Source organism: Staphylococcus sp. 231237_7MaSpsaltlick (assembly GCF_043107035.1).
In genome coordinates this window covers 74,267-93,809 of record NZ_JBICNX010000014.1, presented here as the reverse complement: position 1 = coordinate 93,809, position 19,543 = coordinate 74,267, and the positions used below count along the sequence as shown (strand labels likewise).

Sequence of the window (19,543 nt, the reverse complement as noted above, 5' to 3'; positions counted from 1 at the left end):
TTAAAGGAGATAATAACTATGGTATATGAATTAGGTACAGTAGGTATGGTTTGTCCGTTCCCATTAATTGAAGCTCAGAAAAAAATGGACACATTAGATAATGGTGATGAATTGAAAATTGATTTCGATTGTACGCAAGCAACAGAAGCACTACCAAATTGGGCTGCTGAACAAGGTTATCCAGTTACAAATTATGAACAACTAGACGATGCTTCTTGGACAATTACTATTAAAAAAGCTTAATAAATAAATTAAAGAAGAACCATCTTGGACAGGCATAAAATAATGCGTCAATTCAAGATGGTTTTTACTTTAAATGGTATTTAAAGCGGTTCCAATATGGTAGAATAGTAATGTTTACAATAGCTAAATAATGAGAGTGAGAGTATATGAAAAATATTGCTGATATTGCAAAAATTGCAGGCGTATCCAAGAGTACTGTTTCTAGGTATCTAAACAATGGATCAGTTAGTCTAAAGACAAAACAAAAACTAGATAAGATTATTCAAGAAAATGATTATCAACCTAATCAATTTGCTCAAAGTTTACGTGCCCATAGAACAAATATGATAGGCGCAATTATTCCGAGAATGAATTCTTATGCTGTGGATGAAACAGTCAAGGGAATTAAAACAATATGTGATGAATTAAATTATAGTTTATTGTTAAATTACACTAACTTAAATTCAGAAAAGGAACTAGAAGCTTTAGAAACATTTTACCGTAGTAAGGTTGATGGCATTGTGTTAATGGCTACTGAAATTACAGATCGTCATTTAGCTATTATTAACAAGATTCAAGTCCCTGTAATTATTGTTGGACAAGAGCATGAATCTTTACATTGTGTCATACATAACGATTATCACGCTGGGTATATTGTTGGTGAAAAATTAGGTCAGCAAAATTATAAAAATATTAAATTTTTCGGTGTAACCGAAAGCGATATTGCAGTTGGTATTGATAGAAAATCAGGGCTTATTGCAGGATTGAAAGCGTATGGTCTTGAGCCAAATATTTCATTAACTTCATTTAATTATCAAGAAGCGATGGAAGATGTTATTTCTGAATTAGATGCACATCCACATTATGATGCAGTTGTTGGCGCTACTGACTCAATAGCCTTAGCTGTGCATAAATATATTTCAGAACATTATCAACAAGTGAAAAATCAACGAATTGTTGGCTTTGGCGGAGATCCTGTTACAGAAATTGTGTCACCATCGATTAGTACAGTTATATATCACTTTGAACAAGCGGGGGAAGTAGCAATGACACAATTAAATCATATGATTAAACAACAACCAATTGAACAAAGGTTAACTATTGATGTCAGCCTATCATTTAAATCTTAGTAGAAAGATGATATGATGTAAAAGTATATTGTGGAACCGGTACCAAAATTATTTAGGAGGATAAAAAATGACGGAGTGGACAAGAGAACAGCGTTATCAAAGAATTGAAGATGTAGATCAACAAACAATAGATGCATTGACGGAACAAGTAGATGCATCAAAATATAGACAAAGATATCATATACAACCTACAACGGGATTACTAAATGATCCTAATGGTTTAATTTATTTTGATGGTAAGTATTATATTTCTCATCAATGGTTCCCTTTAGGACCTGTACATGGATTGAAATATTGGTATACATATACAAGCGATGATTTGGTACACTTTGAACCAATTGGTCCTACATTAAAACCCGATACAAAAGATGATAGTCATGGAGTCTATAGCGGAAGTGCCTTTGAATATAATCAACATTTATATTATATGTATACTGCAAATCATCGTGATAAAGATTGGGCTCGTTCATCAAGTCAACATATAGCAAAAGTTGATGCAGATGGTAAGGTTGAGAAATTCCCTAAAGCTGTTATTGCTGAACCTCCAGCTGGTTATACTCAGCATTTTAGAGATCCGAAGGTATTTACAAAGGATGGGGTCTATTATGCCATCATTGCAGCACAAAATGATTTAGAACAAGGTAGAGTATTACAATATCGCTCTAATGATATTGTGAATTGGGAATTCCAAGGTGAGATTGAAACAAAATTAGATGAATTTGGCTACATGTGGGAATGTCCTGATTACTTTAACTTAAATGGCTATGATATCTTAATGTTTTGCCCACAAGGATTAGCATCGAAAGGCGACCATTTTAAAAACATATATCAGTCTGGTTATATTATGGGGCAATATGATATTGATAATTTAACTATGAATCATGGAGATTTTCACGAATTAGATCATGGGTTTGATTTTTATGCACCACAAACATTTATAGATGAACAAGGTAGACGCATCTTAATTGGTTGGATGGGATTACCTGATACAAATTATCCATCGGACGAAGATGGCTGGGCACATTGCTTAACTATTCCTCGTGTATTAACGATAGAGGAAGGTAAGCTCAAACAAAGACCTATTCCTGCATTAGAATCATTAAGAACTAATGAAGAGACAGCACTTGGGTATGCTAATAAATTCCCAAGACAGCTTCATCCTTATGAAGGTACACAATATGAATTAATAATTGATATTTTAGAAAATGATGCAACTGCTATTTATTTCGAATTAAGAACTTCAAAGCAACATTCAACACTTATAACTTACGACACCAAATCTAGAACGTTAACTCTAGATCGTAGTGAAAGTGGTCTGTTACCTGATCCAGTTGAGGGAACTACTCGTACAACAACACTAAATCAAGATTTAACACAATTAAGAATATATGTTGATACATCAAGCATTGAAATATTTTGTAATGATGGAGAAAGTGTATTAACATCTAGGATTTTTACTGATGAAAATGCTACAGGTATTAAAACATCAACAGAATCAGGACAAGCATACTTAAGATTTACTAAATATGATTTGAAGGATGATAAATAAGTTATGAAACGTTTACTAGCAATTGGAGAAGCACTTATAGATTTTATACCTAATACAACAGATTCTAAATTAAAGGATGTAGAAGGATTTTCTCGCCAAGTAGGTGGCGCGCCATGTAACGTTGCTTGTACAGCGACTAAGTTAGGTGGTAATGCTGAAATGATTACGCAATTAGGTGATGATGCATTTGGTGATTTAATAGTCGAAACGATTGAAACAATCGGTGTTCAGACAAGTTATTTAAAGCGAACACATGAGGCAAACACTGCTCTAGCATTTGTAAGCTTAACTAAAGATGGAGAACGTGATTTTTCATTTTATCGTAAACCATCTGCAGATATGTTGTTATCTGAGGAAGATGTCACAAATATTGAAGTAACTAATAAGGATATACTACACTTTTGTTCAGTTGATCTAGTAGAAAGTCCTATGAAAAAAGCACATAAAGCATTGATTGATAAGGTTAAATCAGCAGGCGGCACAATAGTCTTTGATCCAAATGTTAGATTACCATTATGGGATAGTGAAGCGGACTGCAAAAACGCAATTCATGAATTTCTATCACTAGCTAACATTATTAAAATTTCGGATGAAGAATTAACATTTGTGACAGGCGAGGAAAATGAAAAACAAGCTATTCAAGGGTTATTTCAAGGCGATGTTGAAGTTGTTATTTATACGAAAGGCCCAGACGGAGCAGTGTTATACTTTAAAGATGGGACTATTATAGAACAACAAGGCATTAAAGTAAAAGCCATCGATACAACTGGCGCTGGTGATGCATTTATCGGTGCATTAATCAGCAGATTGTTAATATCAGATAGTACTGATGCAGTAATTCAGTTAAAAGAGGAAGGACAATCGATTCTTAATTTCAGTAACTATGTAGCAGCTATGGTTACTACGAAATACGGAGCAATTGATAGTTTACCAAATTCAGAAGAAGTTAATGCAGCATTAAATAAATAACAAAATAAAACGCCATATAAAGCTTTCACTATGAAAGGGTACTTTATATGGCGTTTACTATTTATGAATTATATTTTTTTAACGTTCCTTACTGATGCATAACAATGTTCACTATTTTTAAAATATACGATACGAGATTTAGAGTCTATGGATTCTATGTTGTGTCGATTTACGACAAAGCTATTATGACAACGGAAAAATCTTTCATCTAATTGATCAATTTCCTTTAAGTTGCCATAAAATTCAATTTGACGATTATCCAAATGTGCTATCAACCGATGTGATTTTGATGAAGACTCGAAAAACATGACATCATCATATTGCACATAAACCGAATTACTACCACGCTTTAACTCAATTGTTTCGACATTACTTTCTTTAGATAATAATTTTAATCTAGATTCTGAAGTTTCTAAACAGTCTATTATTCTTGATTTGAGTTCATCTGGGTCATCTTTAAAGATAAAATCCATTGCAGCAACTTTATAAACAAAAGTTAAATAAGTTAACTCACTATGACTTGTCACAAAAATAATATTTCCCACTGGGTCATGCTTTCGAATCTCACTTGCTAACTTTATTCCATTAATATCCGCTTCAAGTTGAATATCTAAAAAATAACAACCAATGTCATTTAAATCTTTAGAACGCTCTAAAATTTCATAAGGATCATCTGTAGCAACTTCAATTTCCATAGGTTTTTCTTCAATCATGATGTAATTGTTTATAATTGAAATCATATTCTCGCGTTGTCTTGGGTCATCTTCACAAATGAATATCTTCATGTTTCCACGTCCTTATGAATTAGAATTTAAAATTTCCACTTTTTGAATAAAGTAATTATTATCAATTGTTGTATCTAATAAAACATTAGAAGTTGTATCTGTCAATTCCTTTAAGGTAGAAAGACCTAATCCACGATTTTTCCCTTTTGTAGAAAAGTTTTCTTTAAAGAGGGTGTGTACTCTAGGCATATCAGGCTCACATTTATTCATAACAATAAACATAACAGAATCATCATTATTTTTGATAAAGGCAATGCGAATCAAGGGATCATCTTCAATTTTTTCTGATGCTTCAATTGCATTATCTAAAATTATGCCAATGGCTCGACTTAAATTAACGATAGGCATGTCTATTTTGTCAATTGGTTCTGGAACTTCAATACTGATACGAATATTTTTCTCTTGAGCTTGTAATATTTTAGTTGTTAACAAACCTTTTATCTCTCGTACTTTTAAATTTTCAATACCATTGATCTTAATGGCATTCATTTGCATACTATCTTGCATTGGTAAAATTTCTTCATTGAAGTATTTTTTTAAACCGTCCATATCATTTTCTCTAATAAATTCTGACATAGTGGACAAAATATTTACATAATCATGTCTAAACTTACGCATTTCATTATTAATGTTTTCAATTTGCAGTGTATATTTGTAATAATTTTCAATTTCTTGCATATTACGTTTATACTGAATCTGCCTTACAATACTAAATGAAATTGTGATAATTAGAATAGCTAGCGTAATGATGAAAATTGTGTATAACACTACTAAAAATTTTGTATCCGCAAATGACATCAATTTAGTTGGCAAATTGAAATATAACAATAAAAGAACACTAAATAAAAATATTGATACAAGAGTAAGGTAAACTTTATTAAAGGATAAATCAGAATTTAGTAGTTTTTTTATAAAGTAACGAGAAACGTAAGATAGCCCTATAGTTAATAATGTGAAAATTATTAAATAAAGAGAATTGAACACTATGTCTAGCTTAATTAAATTATAAAATAATGTTGCAATTCCTATGGTTAAAAAATTTGCTATATATAAAATAAAAAAACTAATTAATACAGATACTAAACCAATGATTCTATTTTTAAAATACATAAAAATAGCAGAGCAAAATAATAAGAATATCATTGCTCTTGCATGAAAAAAATAATATACAACAGTAGAAGGGATTATAATCCCAATCATGGCAATATAATCCCAGAAACTATACCGAATTCTATTTATTATCGTTATAATTACAAATAAAATTATAGCTTGTAATAAAGTTAGAAAAATTGAATTTAAAATGGTCATTCTTTACACACTTTCTACTGTACAATTATTTGTGTAATTCTGTTAATTCTGCAGGTACTTCTGGTTCATCAAAGAAACCGCCACATGGTGAAGCTTTTGCAGCAGTACCTAACGCTGAAAATAATTTTGTTGCTAAACTAACTAAAGATTCTAAAATACTCATTGTGAAACATCCTCCTTAGGGAAAAATATTGGTAATTGAACCGCTGAAATTAATACAATACCCAACAGTATTAATTGTTGATAGGGTTCAGAGAAAAATACTGAAATTACTACTAATAATAAAGTTACTACAATTGTTTTTATTTTTTTACCTTTGCGAAGTCTTTCAGGTATAGGTTGCTTCTTGGTTGCAGCCGGAGCATAAATAACAAGAATAATAAATCCCAATATTACAAGTATATACATTATTATTGGAGACATTTGTATATACCCGATAAACCATGGTAATAAAACAAAAAGCAATAAATTTTGCACGTGACACAAAAATGATGATTTCGCATGTGCACCATGTGCAAAAATCCTAATAAAAAAATAAGTTAAATGTACAGTTAAAGTGTATAAAAAGAGATGACAGAGGATAGAAACGCCATAAGTAACTAATGCTTTAAAGAAATTAATAGCAACAACTTGCATTCCCAATCGCACCTTTAAAAATTCAATGTGATCTAAATTATTGCGTTGTTGCAAATAACGTGAAAATTGTTCGATTTTATTATCAATAAGCTTAGACATTACGCTTCTCTCCTTGCTTGTATTATACAAATTTAATTAAGTTTTGAGCGTCTTATTGCTCAACTGTACTTTTTGAGTTCCTAACTGTTTCATTTACCTATCTGTTTAATTTTAACATATATATTTTTGCAGTTTGGAATAAATTTTGACAAGTTAAGAAAAAATGACCAAGTCACTTTTAATTCATGGTTAAATGGTCATGTATCACAAAGAAGTGATAAACATTTTACAAATCATTAATCATTTTGTTTGTAATGATTATGATTGATTGAACTTAAGAGCAGGGGTTCAATTAATTAACTATTAAAGGTAAGTTTACTTTTGTATAGTTGAGTGAAATACTGGAAATAGTGGTCGTTTTTCAATTCTTTGAATACAAACAAAGGAGGCTGATGTAGTGACAAATTACTTTTCAGCATTAGTTAGTGACTTTGTAAAATAGCACAATTTTGTTTTATTCAATAGAATAAGCAAAGTTATTTTGATGTTATAGAATATTCCCAATTCTATATGTCAGAATATTGTTTTATCAGTTTTTTTGATTTGATGATTATTCCCAGTCGCAAATCAACAGTAACACATTCGTAGATCTTTCCCAATCTCGAATGCGTATCATTTATTACTCATACTTAATAGACCATTCCCAGTCTCAAAATGAGTAGTTTAAAGTACTTAATATCATTGACCTTTCCCAGTCACGAATTAAGTACGAGCTATTACATTGATTTAAGATCATTCCCAGTCTTTAAATCAAGTATCAATTAATCACTCAAACATGAGACCAATTCCCAGTCTCAGATGAGTGCAATTAATACTTTTGTGATAAAGATTTTCCCAGTCTTTAAGCAAAGGGTATTAAACATTGAGGACAGACCTTTCCCAGTCTGAAATCAATATTCAAACATCTATAACAGAGATGTTTGGAATGTTAACATGTAAGCTATCGTAAACATCATTCAATTTATCATTAATTAACGGTAAATTCACTAAAAATTTTTTCATAATTAATAACATCCCCAAAAAATAGATAGAGAATTAACTGTAAAAACATTCCCTTAATAATAAGTTACAAAAAACCGTGAGCCCCTCCCAAGCTCACGGTTTTTTATGTTTTTTAGTGTTTATATAAATCAGTTCTTAAATTATCAAATACAGGTATGGCAGCTCTTTGCTGTTCAACTTCGTTTAAATCTATCTCGCATGTTATATGTCCTTCTTTTTCTTTGAGCTGTTCTACAATTTCACCGTTTGGATTAATCACTGCTGACTTTCCAGCATATAATGTATTGCCGTCATCTCCACAGCCATTACATGCAACAATAAAGATATTATTTTCAATAGCGCGAGCCTGTAATAATGCTAACCAATGATTTGCTCTTACTTCAGGCCATTGTGCTACATAAAATGCAATTTGTGCGCCATTTTTTGCTGGATATCTCAATAATTCAGGGAAGCGCAAATCATAACAAATGATTTGTGTAGCTTCGATACCATTAGAAAGTTTGAATTTCTCTGGTACAGTTGTGCCAGGCGTCATAAATCTAGGTTCGTCTAGCATAGGGACTAGATGCACTTTGTCATAACTATTTACTAAAGTACCATCTTTTGTCACTGTAAAAGCACTATTATAAATATGATCATTTTTAGAATTTGACACTGAACCAGCTACAATATCTACTTGAAATTGTTTAGCTAATTTACTAATAAAAGCATAACTGCGTGTTAAATTTTTATCAGCGAGTTGATGTAATTGGGGAAGAGCATAGCCGTTGTTCCACATTTCTGGTAAAACAACCAGGTCAGTGTCATTGGAAACATATTTTTCAAACCAATTTAAGATAGTTTCTTCATTTAAAGTTACGTTTGCAGGTTCTACTTTAAATTGAAAGATCTCTATATTCATTTAAATCGCCCCTTAATTTGTTGTTAGAGTTAATATACTAAATAAATATAGATAATTCAAAATTATTCAAATATAACCAATAAAAAAGAAGTTAATCTAATATACATATAGTAAAAATAATATCATCCAAAAAAAGTAAGTATTATGATTCAATCAAAATACTTACTTTTTATTACTATATACTATTGATTAACTTCTATATTAATTTAGAGTTATTTTCTTACTAAGAAACGAGCGTTAACATCTTGGAATTCTTTTTCTCCAGCAGCTTCACGAATGTTACCAAATGGCATTTGAGCAATTAATTTCCATGTTTTAGGAATATCAAAAGCTTCTTGTGTAGCTTCATCTACTAATGGGTTATAGTGTTGTAATGACGCGCCTATACCTTCAGTGCTTAAAGCAGTCCATACTGCAAATTGATGCATTGCATTAGTTTGATTAGACCAAATTGCGAAGTTTTCAGCATAACTTGGCATTTGCTGTTGTAATCCCTCAACAACTTCTGTGTCTTCAAAGTAAAGAATTGTACCATATGCATGTTTAAAGTTATCAATTTTATCAGATGTAGGTTGGAAGTCTCTGTCGTCACCCATAACTTTTTTCAATTCATTTTTTGTAATATCCCAAAACGCATCATGTTTATCATTTAATAATAAGACAATACGAGTAGATTGTGAGTTAAATGAAGATGGGACATGTTTGATTGCATGTTCAATGATTGATTCTACTTCTTTATCTGAAATTGAAATTTCTTTTTCTAAACTATAAATTGTGCGTCGTGTTTCGACTGCATTTTGAAAACTATCTAATGTTTTTGTGTTTTTATTAAATAAACCCATGGCTAAAACTCCTTATCCGATTTAAATTATATATTAAGTATAATAATTATATCTTAGTTTGTAAATAGGTTTTTACATAAAATTTCAAAGATATTAATATTATCTTTCAATAACTAACTTTTAATGAAATAATAGATGAATTCTAATATACTGAAATTGATATGAGAAAATTTAGGGAGGCGAATTAATGAAGCATCCTTTTTCACAAAAAATGGTCGTTTCAAGCTTTGTATTTGCACTTAGTACTGTGTTAGTTACAAAGCCGACATATGGTGCAATACAACAAAATAATGATTCACAATATAAAAGTGTAGATAATATAGAAAATAGAGATACAAATCAACGAGACAGTTTAATGAGAAATGTTAAATATCCGGAAACAAATAATAATGAAGAGGTTACAAACACGAGTGATAATAATAGTCAAAACACCTTAAACAGAGATAAGGGCACAACAACTTATCAAGATGTGACAGAACAACCAACGAATACAAACTCGACAGCTGACGATAGTAAATCGCAAGATGCGTTATTAACGCAAGATAATAATTCGAATCAAACAGATGCGATACCGCAAGAAGATAATACGACAAAACAATCAAATGATTCTGAGACAAATGATTCAAATTCAGATGATGGTACAGGAGAGACTTTGCCAGATTATAGTACGGATGATTCAGATAGTGGGGAACCTAATAATAACGGTGAGCCAAGTCATTCAGATAATAACAATGAGCCGAGTACTGAAAATCCAACCGATACAGATCGTATTGATAATTCAATTCCAAATTCTGATGATCAATCAAACTCTAATGTTCCAACTGATAACACTAATCCAAACCAGACAGATGGGACGAATAACGATACATCAAATAATTCAACGCCACAGGATGGCTCAGACAGTACCACGAATTCAGGAGATGCATCAGACGATTCAAAACCAAATACTACAGATAATTCAAAAGACTCAAATGGTGATGATTCAACAGGCAATTCAGATCAAACAGATGGTACAGGATCAGATGGCTCATCAACTGGTGATTCAACAGACAATTCAGGGCAAACGGATGGTACAGGATCAGATGATTCTAATAGTACGACGCAACCTGATAATTCAGATGATAATGCGTATCCTGATAACACTGGAGATGATGATAATTCTCAAGCAGATGGAGACAATTCATCAGAAAATCCAGATGACACAAATCAACCGAATAGTGATGTGAAACCACCACCTAGTCATACTGGAGATACTTCGGACGATTCAAAACCAAATGCTCCAGATAATTCACATGACTCAAATGGTGATGATTCAACAGACAATTCAGATCAAACAGATGGTACAGGATCAGATGGCTCATCAACTGGTGATTCAACAGACAATTCAGGGCAAACAGATGGTACAGGATCAGATGATTCTAATAGTACAACGCAACCTGATAATTCAGGTGATAATACGAATCCTGATAAAACTGGAGATGATGATTCTCAAACAGGTGATATGCAGCCACCAAGTAAACCTAATAATACGGATAAACCGCACCAACCAACATCACCGGATAAATCAGAGGATGATAGTACAGGACAGATGCCAAGTTCGAATGAACCAGACAATTCAGGGCATCAATCAGCCGAACAACCAACACATGATGATGATGCATCGACGATAACTCCAGATGATACCCATATGACTCAGAATACGCGTCCAGATAATACGACAGCTAGTAGTAATACAGGAAATCAATCGAGTCACCATTCGGTCAACACAGATACTACAACAGTAAATCACAACCAAGATAATCATGGTTCTGAACATCCAGTGAATACAGCTACACCACAATATAGTTCAGGTGAAAATAATGGTGTAACCTATGGCGAATTGTCAGCAAATAAGGAACAACAAGTTAATCATAATAATGGTGATACAAGAGTTGTGAATCGTTTTAAACAAATGTCTAGTGGATCGTTTAAATATAATCCATTTGTGTTAAATCAGGTTCGAGAATTAAACAACAAAGCCGCAAGTGTCACTGATAAAGAAATCTCTGCAGTTTTAAAAAAGCAGAGATTTGAAGATAATGCATATTTAAATTCATTGCAAAAAGGAACAAACTATTTTAAATTTGAATATTTTAATCCTCTAAAATCAAGTACGTATTATAAAAATTTAGATAAACAAGTATTAGCATTAATTACAGGGGATATTGGTTCAATGCCTGATTTGAAAAATCCTAAAACGAAAGCATCTTCAGGTAAGTATGAATATCATTCAAGTAGTGAAGAAGAGCTGACAGATACAAAAGAAAAGAATGAAAGTTCAGCGATTGATATCAAATTTGAAAGAACATTATTTGCATTAATAACTGCAATGATAGTTATATTCTTAGGAATGGTGATTGGTTACTTTGTTCATAGAAGAAAATAAACTATTCGCTACTTATGTAAATAAAATGAACCATTAAGATAGGATGTTAAAAAGAAAATTGTGAAGTCTTAAATAATTGCTAAAAAATAGAGCTAATCATAATAGATTAGCTCTATTTTTTTTTAGTCAATATCAACAAATGAAATGAATGATAAATGATGTTGTTTCTTGTAGTTGTTTTATTTTTTCAGGTCCAATAACAATTTGGATAATGACCACTAAACTATTTTGCATAATATGTACTAAAATAGGAACCCAAATGCGCTTTGTATATGCATATAATGCAGAAAAGATAAATCCCATACCAAAATAAATAATAAAGAATGAAGGATCGCCGTGAGCAGCACTAAAGATTATAGAACTAACGATTGCTGCTATAAGAAAGCTTACTACTTTATTTCCTTTGATTAAGTTATATATTTCCCCGAATATAACTTTTCTAAATACAAACTCTTCTAGAATGGGACCTACTGTTGATATTAAGATTATAAATAAAGGTATTTCTTGTGCGACTTTCATTAATCTTGCAGTATTAGGGCTTTTATTTGGTGCTCCAAATACGTACATATTTATTGCACCAGCAATAATTTGATATATCATTACTACAGCAAAACCAACAACTGCCCACAATATTACATATCTTTTCTTTTCCTTGGTTTGACGTTCAATGTAGGAAGGATTTTTTATAAAAAGATTAATAAGTATGATGAGTATTGCAGCTACAATAAAGCAAGCTACCTGAGAATATATACTAGCAAAAAGCAATTCTTTCCCAGAAAGATTGTCAAAAAGGCCTAACAATTGAAGTATGACTACGCCGAATTGTGCTAGTCCATAAATTAATAATGTCAAAATTGACGCCCATAATCGAGACATGCTGAACCTCCAATAATAAGTATAGTATTTATTCTATCGTAAATATCAGACATGTACAAAATTTACGATGAATAGTTTTAACTTGAATTATTGACCAAATTTGATTATTATAGAAAGTGTATTAGCACTCAAGTACATTAAGTGCTAACGATTTACTATTTTGAGGAGGAACAGTCAATGTTAAAGCCATTAGGTAGTCGAGTGATTATACAAAAAACAGAACAAGAACAAACAACGAAAAGCGGAATCGTATTAACAGATAGCGCTAAAGAAAAATCTAACGAAGGAACTGTTGTAGAAGTAGGTGCAGGACGTACTTTAGAAAATGGTACTCGAGTTGTTCCTGAAGTTAATAAAGGCGATAAAGTAGTGTTTCAACAATATGCTGGTACAGAAGTTAAACGTGGAGACGAAACATACTTAATCGTTAATGAAGATGACATTTTAGCAATTATTGAAGAATAAAGACCTTATATATATAAATTTTAACAATAAAAATTACAGCACGGGGGTAAGAAAATTATGGCGAAAGATTTGAAGTTTTCAGAAGATGCACGTCAAGCAATGCTACGAGGTGTAGATAAATTAGCCAACGCAGTCAAAGTAACAATTGGGCCAAAAGGTCGTAATGTTGTTTTAGATAAAGAATATACTTCACCACTTATTACTAATGATGGTGTAACAATCGCTAAAGAAATTGAACTAGAAGATCCATACGAAAATATGGGGGCGAAATTAGTACAAGAAGTAGCAAACAAAACCAATGAAATAGCTGGTGATGGTACAACAACTGCAACGGTTCTAGCGCAAGCGATGATTCAAGAAGGACTTAAAAACGTTACAAGTGGTGCTAACCCAGTTGGTTTACGTCAAGGAATTGATAAAGCTGTTGAAGTTGCAATAACGGCTTTACATGATATTTCTCAAAAAGTAGAAAATAAAAATGAAATCGCACAAGTTGGTTCAATTTCTGCAGCTGACGAAGAAATTGGTAAATATATTTCTGAAGCTATGGAAAAAGTAGGTAATGACGGAGTTATAACTATTGAAGAATCAAGTGGTTTCAATACAGAATTAGAAGTCGTTGAAGGTATGCAATTTGATAGAGGATATCAATCTCCATATATGGTTACTGATTCAGATAAAATGATTGCAGATCTTGAAAGACCGTACATTTTAATCACTGATAAGAAAATTTCATCATTCCAAGATATCTTGCCATTACTTGAGCAAGTAGTGCAAGCAAGCAGACCAATCTTAATTGTTGCAGATGACGTTGAAGGCGACGCATTAACAAATATCGTCTTAAACCGTATGCGCGGTACATTTACTGCTGTAGCAGTCAAAGCACCTGGCTTTGGTGACCGTCGTAAAGCAATGTTAGAAGATTTAGCAATCTTAACAGGTGCACAAGTGATTACAGACGACCTTGGGTTAGAGCTGAAAGATGCGACAATAGATATGTTAGGTACTGCTAATAAAGCAGAAATTACTAAAGATAACACTACTGTTGTAGATGGAAATGGAGACCAAAACAATATCGATGCACGTGTCAGTCAAATCAAAGCTCAAATTGAAGAAACAGATTCAGACTTTGATAGAGAAAAATTACAAGAGCGTCTTGCTAAATTAGCAGGTGGTGTAGCAGTAATCAAAGTTGGTGCAGCTAGTGAAACTGAATTAAAAGAACGTAAATTACGTATTGAAGATGCATTAAACTCAACAAGAGCTGCCGTCGAAGAAGGTATTGTTGCAGGTGGTGGAACTGCATTCATGAATATCTATGATAAAGTGGCGCAAATTGATGCTGAAGGTGATGTAGCTACTGGCGTTAACATCGTATTGAAAGCGTTAGAAGCACCTGTACGCCAAATTGCTGAAAATGCTGGTTTAGAAGGATCAGTTATTGTTGAAAGATTGAAAAATGCAGAAGTCAGTGTAGGATTTAATGCAGCTACAAATGAATGGGTTAACATGTTGGATGCAGGTATCGTTGATCCAACAAAAGTTTCACGTTCTTCATTACAACACGCAGCAAGTGTTGCGGCAATGTTCTTAACTACTGAAGCGGTAGTTGCTAATATTCCAGAAGAAAATAATGGCAATGATGCTCAAGCAGGTATGGGTGGCATGCCAGGTATGATGTAAAATAATCAATGAGTGTTGATATTACGCTAAACTGATTATTCAATGGTCATAATTTGGTCATAGAAATTTTAAAATATAAATGCCCGATAGGTTCAGCTGAACTTGTCGGGCATTAAAATTATTCCTTTGAGACGCTTTCCATGAGTATTCTAAACTTTTGGGAAGCGTCTTTGTTATATGGAATATAATGTAATTTGTATTGTATAAAAGTAAAGATCTACTATTAATTTCTTTTTAAGGTATTTAAGCAATAGTTGGATTAGTAGCGGAATATAAAAAATTTCAATAGATAATTTATAGTCGCTGACTCTTAGTCTTTGTTTACATAACTAAATTGGCAATAGAGCAAAGTAACCATCTATTTATAATTTAGAGATGGCCATTAATTATTTATTATACTTATTAAATATAAAATACCTGCTATTAAATACAGTAACGCAATGATTTTCGATCTTCTAATATATATAATAAACATGGTTATAAAGAAGGCGAAAAAATATAAATTTCCAAATTGATTATTAATATGTATATAATCAAACAGGATTAAAGCTCCCAAGGTTAGAAATACAATAGCAATAACAGTAAATATCATTTCATAAACATTTAGTTTATCGTCTTTTTTCATAAAATCACTCCTGCTAGAATAATTTTTAGCATAGATTGTTTTATATAAAGTGAATAACAGTGGTATTGTTGTACCAATTTAATATGTTTATGGTGATGTTAGGTTGTTAATTTATTGATTATAAGCATGAGTCATAATAGAAAGTGCTATCATTAATTAAATTTTTATGGATATCATTACTTTTTAAGTAATTTTATTTCTATTAGTAGTCTTATTACTTTGATGTTAATTTTACTTTTAGTAAACGTTTGGCATAATATTATCATCAAGATTTCTATAAATCTAGTGGGTACGATAAATGAGTTGAACGACACCGGAAGTAAAGGTGTTTGTTTCAATCAATGTTAAATTTAATCTATGCTTTAAATCATCGAATAGTGGCTTTCCTGATCCCAAGACAACAGGGTGTATTGAGAGTCTATATTCGTCAATCAAATTTAATTCAATAAATGTAGTGATTAGGCTTGAACCACCATATAACCATAGATTTTTTGTAGATTCTTGTTTTAATTGATTCACTGTTTTGGAAATATCTTCGCTGATAACGTGAACATTTTCCTCTGGATAGGTTTGCGATTTAGAAAATACATATTTTACTTTGCTGTGAATTATATTCCACATTTCCTTTTCATCTTCAGTTGCGTCATTCGTTGGCGTGAATTGTCCCCATAAAGCGTAACTCTTTCTTCCATATAATATTGTATCAATTTGATTTAGGAACGTTGTAAAGGACATCTCAGGATCCATGATGCACCAATCAACTTCACCATTTTCTCCTTCGATAAATCCGTCTAATGTAATAGCCAAATCTAAAATTACCTTGCTGGTCTCCGATTTCGAAGTCATGATCATGCCTCCTATTATACGAAAGATTGTCTATTGCTAAATACTATTGATTATATTTTGATATTATCATAAGCACAACTACACGTCACTTAGACATCGTTTTTAACTCTAAGTTACGTCATCATAACGTGTAGAATGAATTGTAATGTCTATGGCACCAATTTATAAAATGATTCACCTAACATGATTACACGATAAATACGTATAATAGAAAAAATAAATTTATAGAATTATAAGGAGAAATTGACTTAAATCAGAAGAATTATCATCAATAATATTGATTGAATTAATCAAAAATCATCATTTTTATTGATAGTAGTTTCGCCGTATAATATAAAGTATAATTCTGATTCGAAAAGAGGGCAAAGCATGTTAGATAGAACGCACAAGCAATTAGTATCAGGAATGATAGCCTTATTTATAGTTATGGCAATCAGTAGGTTTGCATTTACACCAATATTACCGATTATGCAATCAGCTACAGCGTTAAATAGTCAAACTTCAGGTTATTTAGCAACTTCCAATTATTTAGGTTATCTGATTGGCGCTATTATACCAATTTGGTTTGTTTTCAAATCAAAAGCAATCGATTTGAAAATATATTTACTAATTAATATTGCTAGTACAGTATTAATGGGAGTATCGAACCATTATGTTGTATGGTTGGTCTTACGTTTAATAGGCGGTATTACTAGTGGGACAGTGTTTGTATTGGCTTCTAATATTGTGTTAGATGCATTAAGACAAGCACATAAAGAAAGTATTTCTGGTCTATTGTATAGTGCTGTTGGAATGGGACTCTTTGTAAGTAGTATTTATATATTTTTCGCTACGGATTATGTATCATGGCAAACGTTATGGATTACATTAGGTATATTTTCAATGATTATAGCCATGTTTGTCTTTTTTACAATGAAAGATAATACACCTTTGAAAAAGGAGAGTGCACAAGATCATAATCATTTAACGACACAATCTATCAATGCTAAATTTAAAAGATATTTCTATATTGCATATTTCTGTGAGGGGGCAGGATATATTATAACAGGTACATTTTTAGTTGTTATTGTGAAATCTATACCGCAATTTGCAGACTTTGCTTCGCTCAGTTGGATGTTTGTTGGATTAGGTGCAATTCCTTCAACAGTACTTTGGTCAATGATTGCTGATAAGATCACTAGAGAGAAAGCAATATATTTAGCATTTACTTTGCAGATAATTGGTGTTTGTTTACCAATCTTTTCCCATAATATAGTTAGCATTATTATTAGTTCTATATTATTTGGCGGTACTTTCTTAGGTCTAACTACACTCTTTTTATCTCAAGGTCAAACTATGATGTATCGCTTTAATACTAAGACTAATTTTGTTGCCGCGTTAACCGTAATCTATAGTGTAGGACAAATGATTGCGCCTAGTATATCAGGTGTTTTGATAGGTGAATCTGGAAATTATAACTTAGCTTTAGGATTTGCAACGGTTATTTTATTGGTTGGTTTGATCAGTAGTGCTAAGAGTTATAGCGTGATGCGTTAAATTGGAGTGATATGAAAAATGCAAATTGAGGATTTAAAAACATTTAAAACGGTATGTGATATGAAAAGTTTTACCAAAGCTGCAGTTGAATTAAACTACGTACAGTCAAATGTAACTGCTAAGATTAAGCGTTTAGAAAAACATTACGATGCGCAACTACTTTATAGAGATAAGAAAGAAATTACACCTACAGCAAAAGGTCAGGTACTCTTAACTTATATTAATGACATACTTTCTCTTGTAGCAAAAGCAGAAGCAGATATTGTTAAAGTGAAACAATCCACATTAAAAATTGGTTCAATTGAAACGATTGCAGCAACAAGATTACCTGAAATATTGGAAACCTTTCGCAAAGCAGATAATAACACTAAATTAAATGTTACCACTGGTTCAACTAAACAGCTGATTGAGTATATTAAAGCTAGAAATCTAGACGGCGCATTTTTATCAGGAGAGGTTAATGAAAAAGAACTGATACAAGTCCCATTATACGTAGAAAAAATGATTGTTATTTCTCAAAAGGGTAGTGAGGACTTGTTACAGACTAACTTACCGCAATCAATTATTGTCTTTGAACAAGGTTGTTTTTATAGAAGTTACTTTGAACATTGGTTGGACTATAATCATATAGCTATTCAAAGTGTCATGACTTTAAATACTTTAGATGGTATTTTAGGTTGTGTGAAAGCTGGCATAGGCATTGCAATGTTACCATTGTCTGTTTTACATAACAGACCTGATATTGATGTTGATTTTTATGAAATAAATGAAATTTTTGAAGATGTACCTATTTCTTTTGTTTATCGTAAAGACAATATAGGTACACCTGCCTTTTTACAATTATTAGCTATATTACAGAAATAATTATTGAATAAGGTTAATACTTTGTCTAACTCCATCGTAATATTAAAGCATATGTTAGTGTTAATAAGTTGATTTAATTTCTAATAAGGAATGAATTTGATATGCTACTTATTAGCTATTGATATTTTATAAATATTCTAGTATTTATTGTGCACTGAATAAACATTTGATATTAGGGTAGAGTTGAAAATAGTTTCGCTACAAAGGTGTAATGCTTTGTATGATTTTCAACTTGTTTACGAAAGGGAGAATAATTATGACAAAGAAAACAGTTTATGAGGTTATTGATACTGGAATTAATTATCTATTGTCTGGATATGAAAAATGGGATAACGATCAAGTTTTAGATGACAAATTTGAGCTGTTTCCAAATACAATTCATTGGCAATACGGACATGTATTAACGATATTTGAATCTGGCTTATCTCTATGTGAACAAAACGAAGTAGATGTGGTTAAATATAATGAATTATTCGGATATGGTAGTTCTCCAACAGAATGGGGAGATAAAGAAATACCATCAATTGATGAAATTTTTAATTATTTAAAAACTGTACCTGATAGAGCGAGAAATTTAACGGATCAACAATTAGAACAGGAATTGACTGAAACAATTGCAGGTTGTAATACATTAGATGAGTTGCTTGTATTAAATGCGATACACATTCCATTACATGCCGGTAAAATTGAAGAAATGTCACGAGTATTAAAACAACAACAATAAATAAAAGGAACAAACACTAATTTAACGTTTCACTAATAAAAGTGACGTTGTAGTTT

19 protein-coding genes are annotated in these 19,543 nt (G+C 31.7%); 10 read left to right on the top strand and 9 right to left on the bottom strand.

The genetic code is table 11. The features are described from left to right. Positions 1–18: 18 nt before the first annotated feature. The 4 genes from ACF91D_RS21465 to ACF91D_RS21450 all read left to right on the top strand — a co-directional run bounded on the left by ACF91D_RS21465 (position 19) and on the right by ACF91D_RS21450 (position 3,870). Complete coding sequence (locus ACF91D_RS21465) at positions 19–243, top strand: sulfurtransferase TusA family protein (RefSeq protein WP_042739407.1); 225 nt, start codon at positions 19–21, stop codon at positions 241–243. A gap of 146 nt (positions 244–389) precedes the next feature. Then, on the top strand, positions 390–1,352 hold the full coding sequence (locus ACF91D_RS21460; RefSeq protein WP_107527106.1) for a LacI family DNA-binding transcriptional regulator: 963 nt from the start codon (positions 390–392) through the stop codon (positions 1,350–1,352). A gap of 67 nt (positions 1,353–1,419) precedes the next feature. Beyond that, complete coding sequence (locus ACF91D_RS21455; protein ID WP_107527105.1) at positions 1,420–2,901, top strand: sucrose-6-phosphate hydrolase; 1,482 nt, start codon at positions 1,420–1,422, stop codon at positions 2,899–2,901. Positions 2,902–2,904: 3 nt separating this feature from the next. Continuing rightward, positions 2,905–3,870 carry a carbohydrate kinase family protein gene (locus tag ACF91D_RS21450; protein ID WP_392437687.1) on the top strand — a complete coding sequence of 322 codons (966 nt, stop codon included), beginning with the start codon at positions 2,905–2,907 and terminating at the stop codon, positions 3,868–3,870. A gap of 68 nt (positions 3,871–3,938) precedes the next feature. Here the strand turns inward: ACF91D_RS21450 and agrA are convergent, their stop codons facing one another. The 6 genes from agrA to ACF91D_RS21420 all read right to left on the bottom strand — a co-directional run bounded on the left by agrA (position 3,939) and on the right by ACF91D_RS21420 (position 9,443). After that, positions 3,939–4,655, bottom strand: a complete 717-nt coding sequence (agrA, locus tag ACF91D_RS21445) for a quorum-sensing response regulator AgrA (RefSeq protein WP_107512827.1) — start codon at positions 4,653–4,655, stop codon at positions 3,939–3,941. A 12-nt stretch (positions 4,656–4,667) separates the two neighbouring features. Next, positions 4,668–5,963 (bottom strand): quorum-sensing sensor histidine kinase AgrC, encoded by a 1,296-nt coding sequence (gene agrC / locus ACF91D_RS21440; protein WP_119624579.1) that lies wholly within the window; start codon positions 5,961–5,963, stop codon positions 4,668–4,670. Positions 5,964–5,988: 25 nt separating this feature from the next. Next, positions 5,989–6,126, bottom strand: coding sequence for a cyclic lactone autoinducer peptide AgrD (agrD, locus tag ACF91D_RS21435; protein ID WP_107527999.1), 138 nt, complete (start codon positions 6,124–6,126; stop codon positions 5,989–5,991). Further along, positions 6,123–6,698, bottom strand: a complete 576-nt coding sequence (locus tag ACF91D_RS21430) for an accessory gene regulator AgrB (RefSeq protein ID WP_107528000.1) — start codon at positions 6,696–6,698, stop codon at positions 6,123–6,125. Before ACF91D_RS21430 ends, agrD begins: the two co-directional genes overlap by 4 nt. A 1,114-nt stretch (positions 6,699–7,812) precedes the next feature. Beyond that, positions 7,813–8,601, bottom strand: a complete 789-nt coding sequence (locus tag ACF91D_RS21425; RefSeq protein ID WP_107513041.1) for a carbon-nitrogen family hydrolase — start codon at positions 8,599–8,601, stop codon at positions 7,813–7,815. A 212-nt stretch (positions 8,602–8,813) separates the two neighbouring features. Next, positions 8,814–9,443, bottom strand: coding sequence for a nitroreductase family protein (locus ACF91D_RS21420; RefSeq protein WP_042739399.1), 630 nt, complete (start codon positions 9,441–9,443; stop codon positions 8,814–8,816). 187 nt (positions 9,444–9,630) lie between these two features. Between ACF91D_RS21420 and ACF91D_RS21415 the strand changes: the two genes are divergently transcribed. Further along, complete coding sequence (locus ACF91D_RS21415; protein WP_107527826.1) at positions 9,631–11,868, top strand: SdrH family protein; 2,238 nt, start codon at positions 9,631–9,633, stop codon at positions 11,866–11,868. A gap of 132 nt (positions 11,869–12,000) precedes the next feature. On the opposite strand, the gene mroQ is transcribed toward ACF91D_RS21415, so the two are convergent. Further along, the gene (gene mroQ, locus ACF91D_RS21410; protein WP_107527827.1) at positions 12,001–12,744 is read right to left on the bottom strand and encodes an intramembrane glutamic endopeptidase MroQ; all 744 of its coding nucleotides are present in this window, start codon (positions 12,742–12,744) and stop codon (positions 12,001–12,003) included. Positions 12,745–12,921: 177 nt separating this feature from the next. Between mroQ and groES the strand changes: the two genes are divergently transcribed. Together groES and groL are read left to right on the top strand one after the other, a co-directional pair. Next, positions 12,922–13,209, top strand: coding sequence for a co-chaperone GroES (gene groES / locus ACF91D_RS21405; RefSeq protein ID WP_042739397.1), 288 nt, complete (start codon positions 12,922–12,924; stop codon positions 13,207–13,209). 57 nt (positions 13,210–13,266) lie between these two features. Further along, positions 13,267–14,892, top strand: a complete 1,626-nt coding sequence (groL, locus tag ACF91D_RS21400; protein WP_042739396.1) for a chaperonin GroEL — start codon at positions 13,267–13,269, stop codon at positions 14,890–14,892. 382 nt (positions 14,893–15,274) lie between these two features. Here the strand turns inward: groL and ACF91D_RS21395 are convergent, their stop codons facing one another. Together ACF91D_RS21395 and ACF91D_RS21390 are read right to left on the bottom strand one after the other, a co-directional pair. Beyond that, entirely contained in the window at positions 15,275–15,517 is a 243-nt protein-coding gene (locus ACF91D_RS21395; protein WP_042739395.1) for a hypothetical protein, read from the bottom strand. 282 nt (positions 15,518–15,799) lie between these two features. Continuing rightward, a complete protein-coding gene (locus tag ACF91D_RS21390) occupies positions 15,800–16,363 on the bottom strand; it encodes a dihydrofolate reductase family protein (protein WP_107527855.1) in 564 nt (187 codons plus the stop codon). 369 nt (positions 16,364–16,732) lie between these two features. Here ACF91D_RS21390 and ACF91D_RS21385 point away from each other — a divergent pair, with 369 nt between their 5' ends. From ACF91D_RS21385 to ACF91D_RS21375, 3 genes are all read left to right on the top strand, one after another. After that, complete coding sequence (locus ACF91D_RS21385; RefSeq protein WP_119624578.1) at positions 16,733–17,899, top strand: YbfB/YjiJ family MFS transporter; 1,167 nt, start codon at positions 16,733–16,735, stop codon at positions 17,897–17,899. A gap of 18 nt (positions 17,900–17,917) precedes the next feature. Continuing rightward, a complete protein-coding gene (locus ACF91D_RS21380; protein WP_107527853.1) occupies positions 17,918–18,763 on the top strand; it encodes a LysR family transcriptional regulator in 846 nt (281 codons plus the stop codon). Between the two features lie 256 nt (positions 18,764–19,019). After that, a complete protein-coding gene (locus ACF91D_RS21375; RefSeq protein WP_042739391.1) occupies positions 19,020–19,487 on the top strand; it encodes a DinB family protein in 468 nt (155 codons plus the stop codon). Positions 19,488–19,543: the final 56 nt, after the last annotated feature.

Excerpts from the sequence above, each read along its gene's own strand:
- ACF91D_RS21450 (WP_392437687.1), top strand. The coding sequence starts at position 2,905 with ATGAAACGTTTACTAGCAATTGGAGAAGCACTTATAGATTTTATACCT.
- ACF91D_RS21460 (WP_107527106.1), top strand. The coding sequence starts at position 390 with ATGAAAAATATTGCTGATATTGCAAAAATTGCAGGCGTATCCAAGAGT.
- ACF91D_RS21455 (WP_107527105.1), top strand. The coding sequence starts at position 1,420 with ATGACGGAGTGGACAAGAGAACAGCGTTATCAAAGAATTGAAGATGTA.
- ACF91D_RS21430 (WP_107528000.1), bottom strand. The coding sequence starts at position 6,698 with ATGTCTAAGCTTATTGATAATAAAATCGAACAATTTTCACGTTATTTG.
- agrD (WP_107527999.1), bottom strand. The coding sequence starts at position 6,126 with ATGAGTATTTTAGAATCTTTAGTTAGTTTAGCAACAAAATTATTTTCA.
- ACF91D_RS21415 (WP_107527826.1), top strand. The coding sequence starts at position 9,631 with ATGAAGCATCCTTTTTCACAAAAAATGGTCGTTTCAAGCTTTGTATTT.
- agrC (WP_119624579.1), bottom strand. The coding sequence starts at position 5,963 with ATGACCATTTTAAATTCAATTTTTCTAACTTTATTACAAGCTATAATT.
- groES (WP_042739397.1), top strand. The coding sequence starts at position 12,922 with ATGTTAAAGCCATTAGGTAGTCGAGTGATTATACAAAAAACAGAACAA.
- ACF91D_RS21420 (WP_042739399.1), bottom strand. The coding sequence starts at position 9,443 with ATGGGTTTATTTAATAAAAACACAAAAACATTAGATAGTTTTCAAAAT.
- ACF91D_RS21375 (WP_042739391.1), top strand. The coding sequence starts at position 19,020 with ATGACAAAGAAAACAGTTTATGAGGTTATTGATACTGGAATTAATTAT.
- ACF91D_RS21465 (WP_042739407.1), top strand. The coding sequence starts at position 19 with ATGGTATATGAATTAGGTACAGTAGGTATGGTTTGTCCGTTCCCATTA.
- ACF91D_RS21390 (WP_107527855.1), bottom strand. The coding sequence starts at position 16,363 with ATGACTTCGAAATCGGAGACCAGCAAGGTAATTTTAGATTTGGCTATT.
- agrA (WP_107512827.1), bottom strand. The coding sequence starts at position 4,655 with ATGAAGATATTCATTTGTGAAGATGACCCAAGACAACGCGAGAATATG.
- ACF91D_RS21425 (WP_107513041.1), bottom strand. The coding sequence starts at position 8,601 with ATGAATATAGAGATCTTTCAATTTAAAGTAGAACCTGCAAACGTAACT.
- groL (WP_042739396.1), top strand. The coding sequence starts at position 13,267 with ATGGCGAAAGATTTGAAGTTTTCAGAAGATGCACGTCAAGCAATGCTA.
- ACF91D_RS21395 (WP_042739395.1), bottom strand. The coding sequence starts at position 15,517 with ATGAAAAAAGACGATAAACTAAATGTTTATGAAATGATATTTACTGTT.
- ACF91D_RS21385 (WP_119624578.1), top strand. The coding sequence starts at position 16,733 with ATGTTAGATAGAACGCACAAGCAATTAGTATCAGGAATGATAGCCTTA.
- ACF91D_RS21380 (WP_107527853.1), top strand. The coding sequence starts at position 17,918 with ATGCAAATTGAGGATTTAAAAACATTTAAAACGGTATGTGATATGAAA.
- mroQ (WP_107527827.1), bottom strand. The coding sequence starts at position 12,744 with ATGTCTCGATTATGGGCGTCAATTTTGACATTATTAATTTATGGACTA.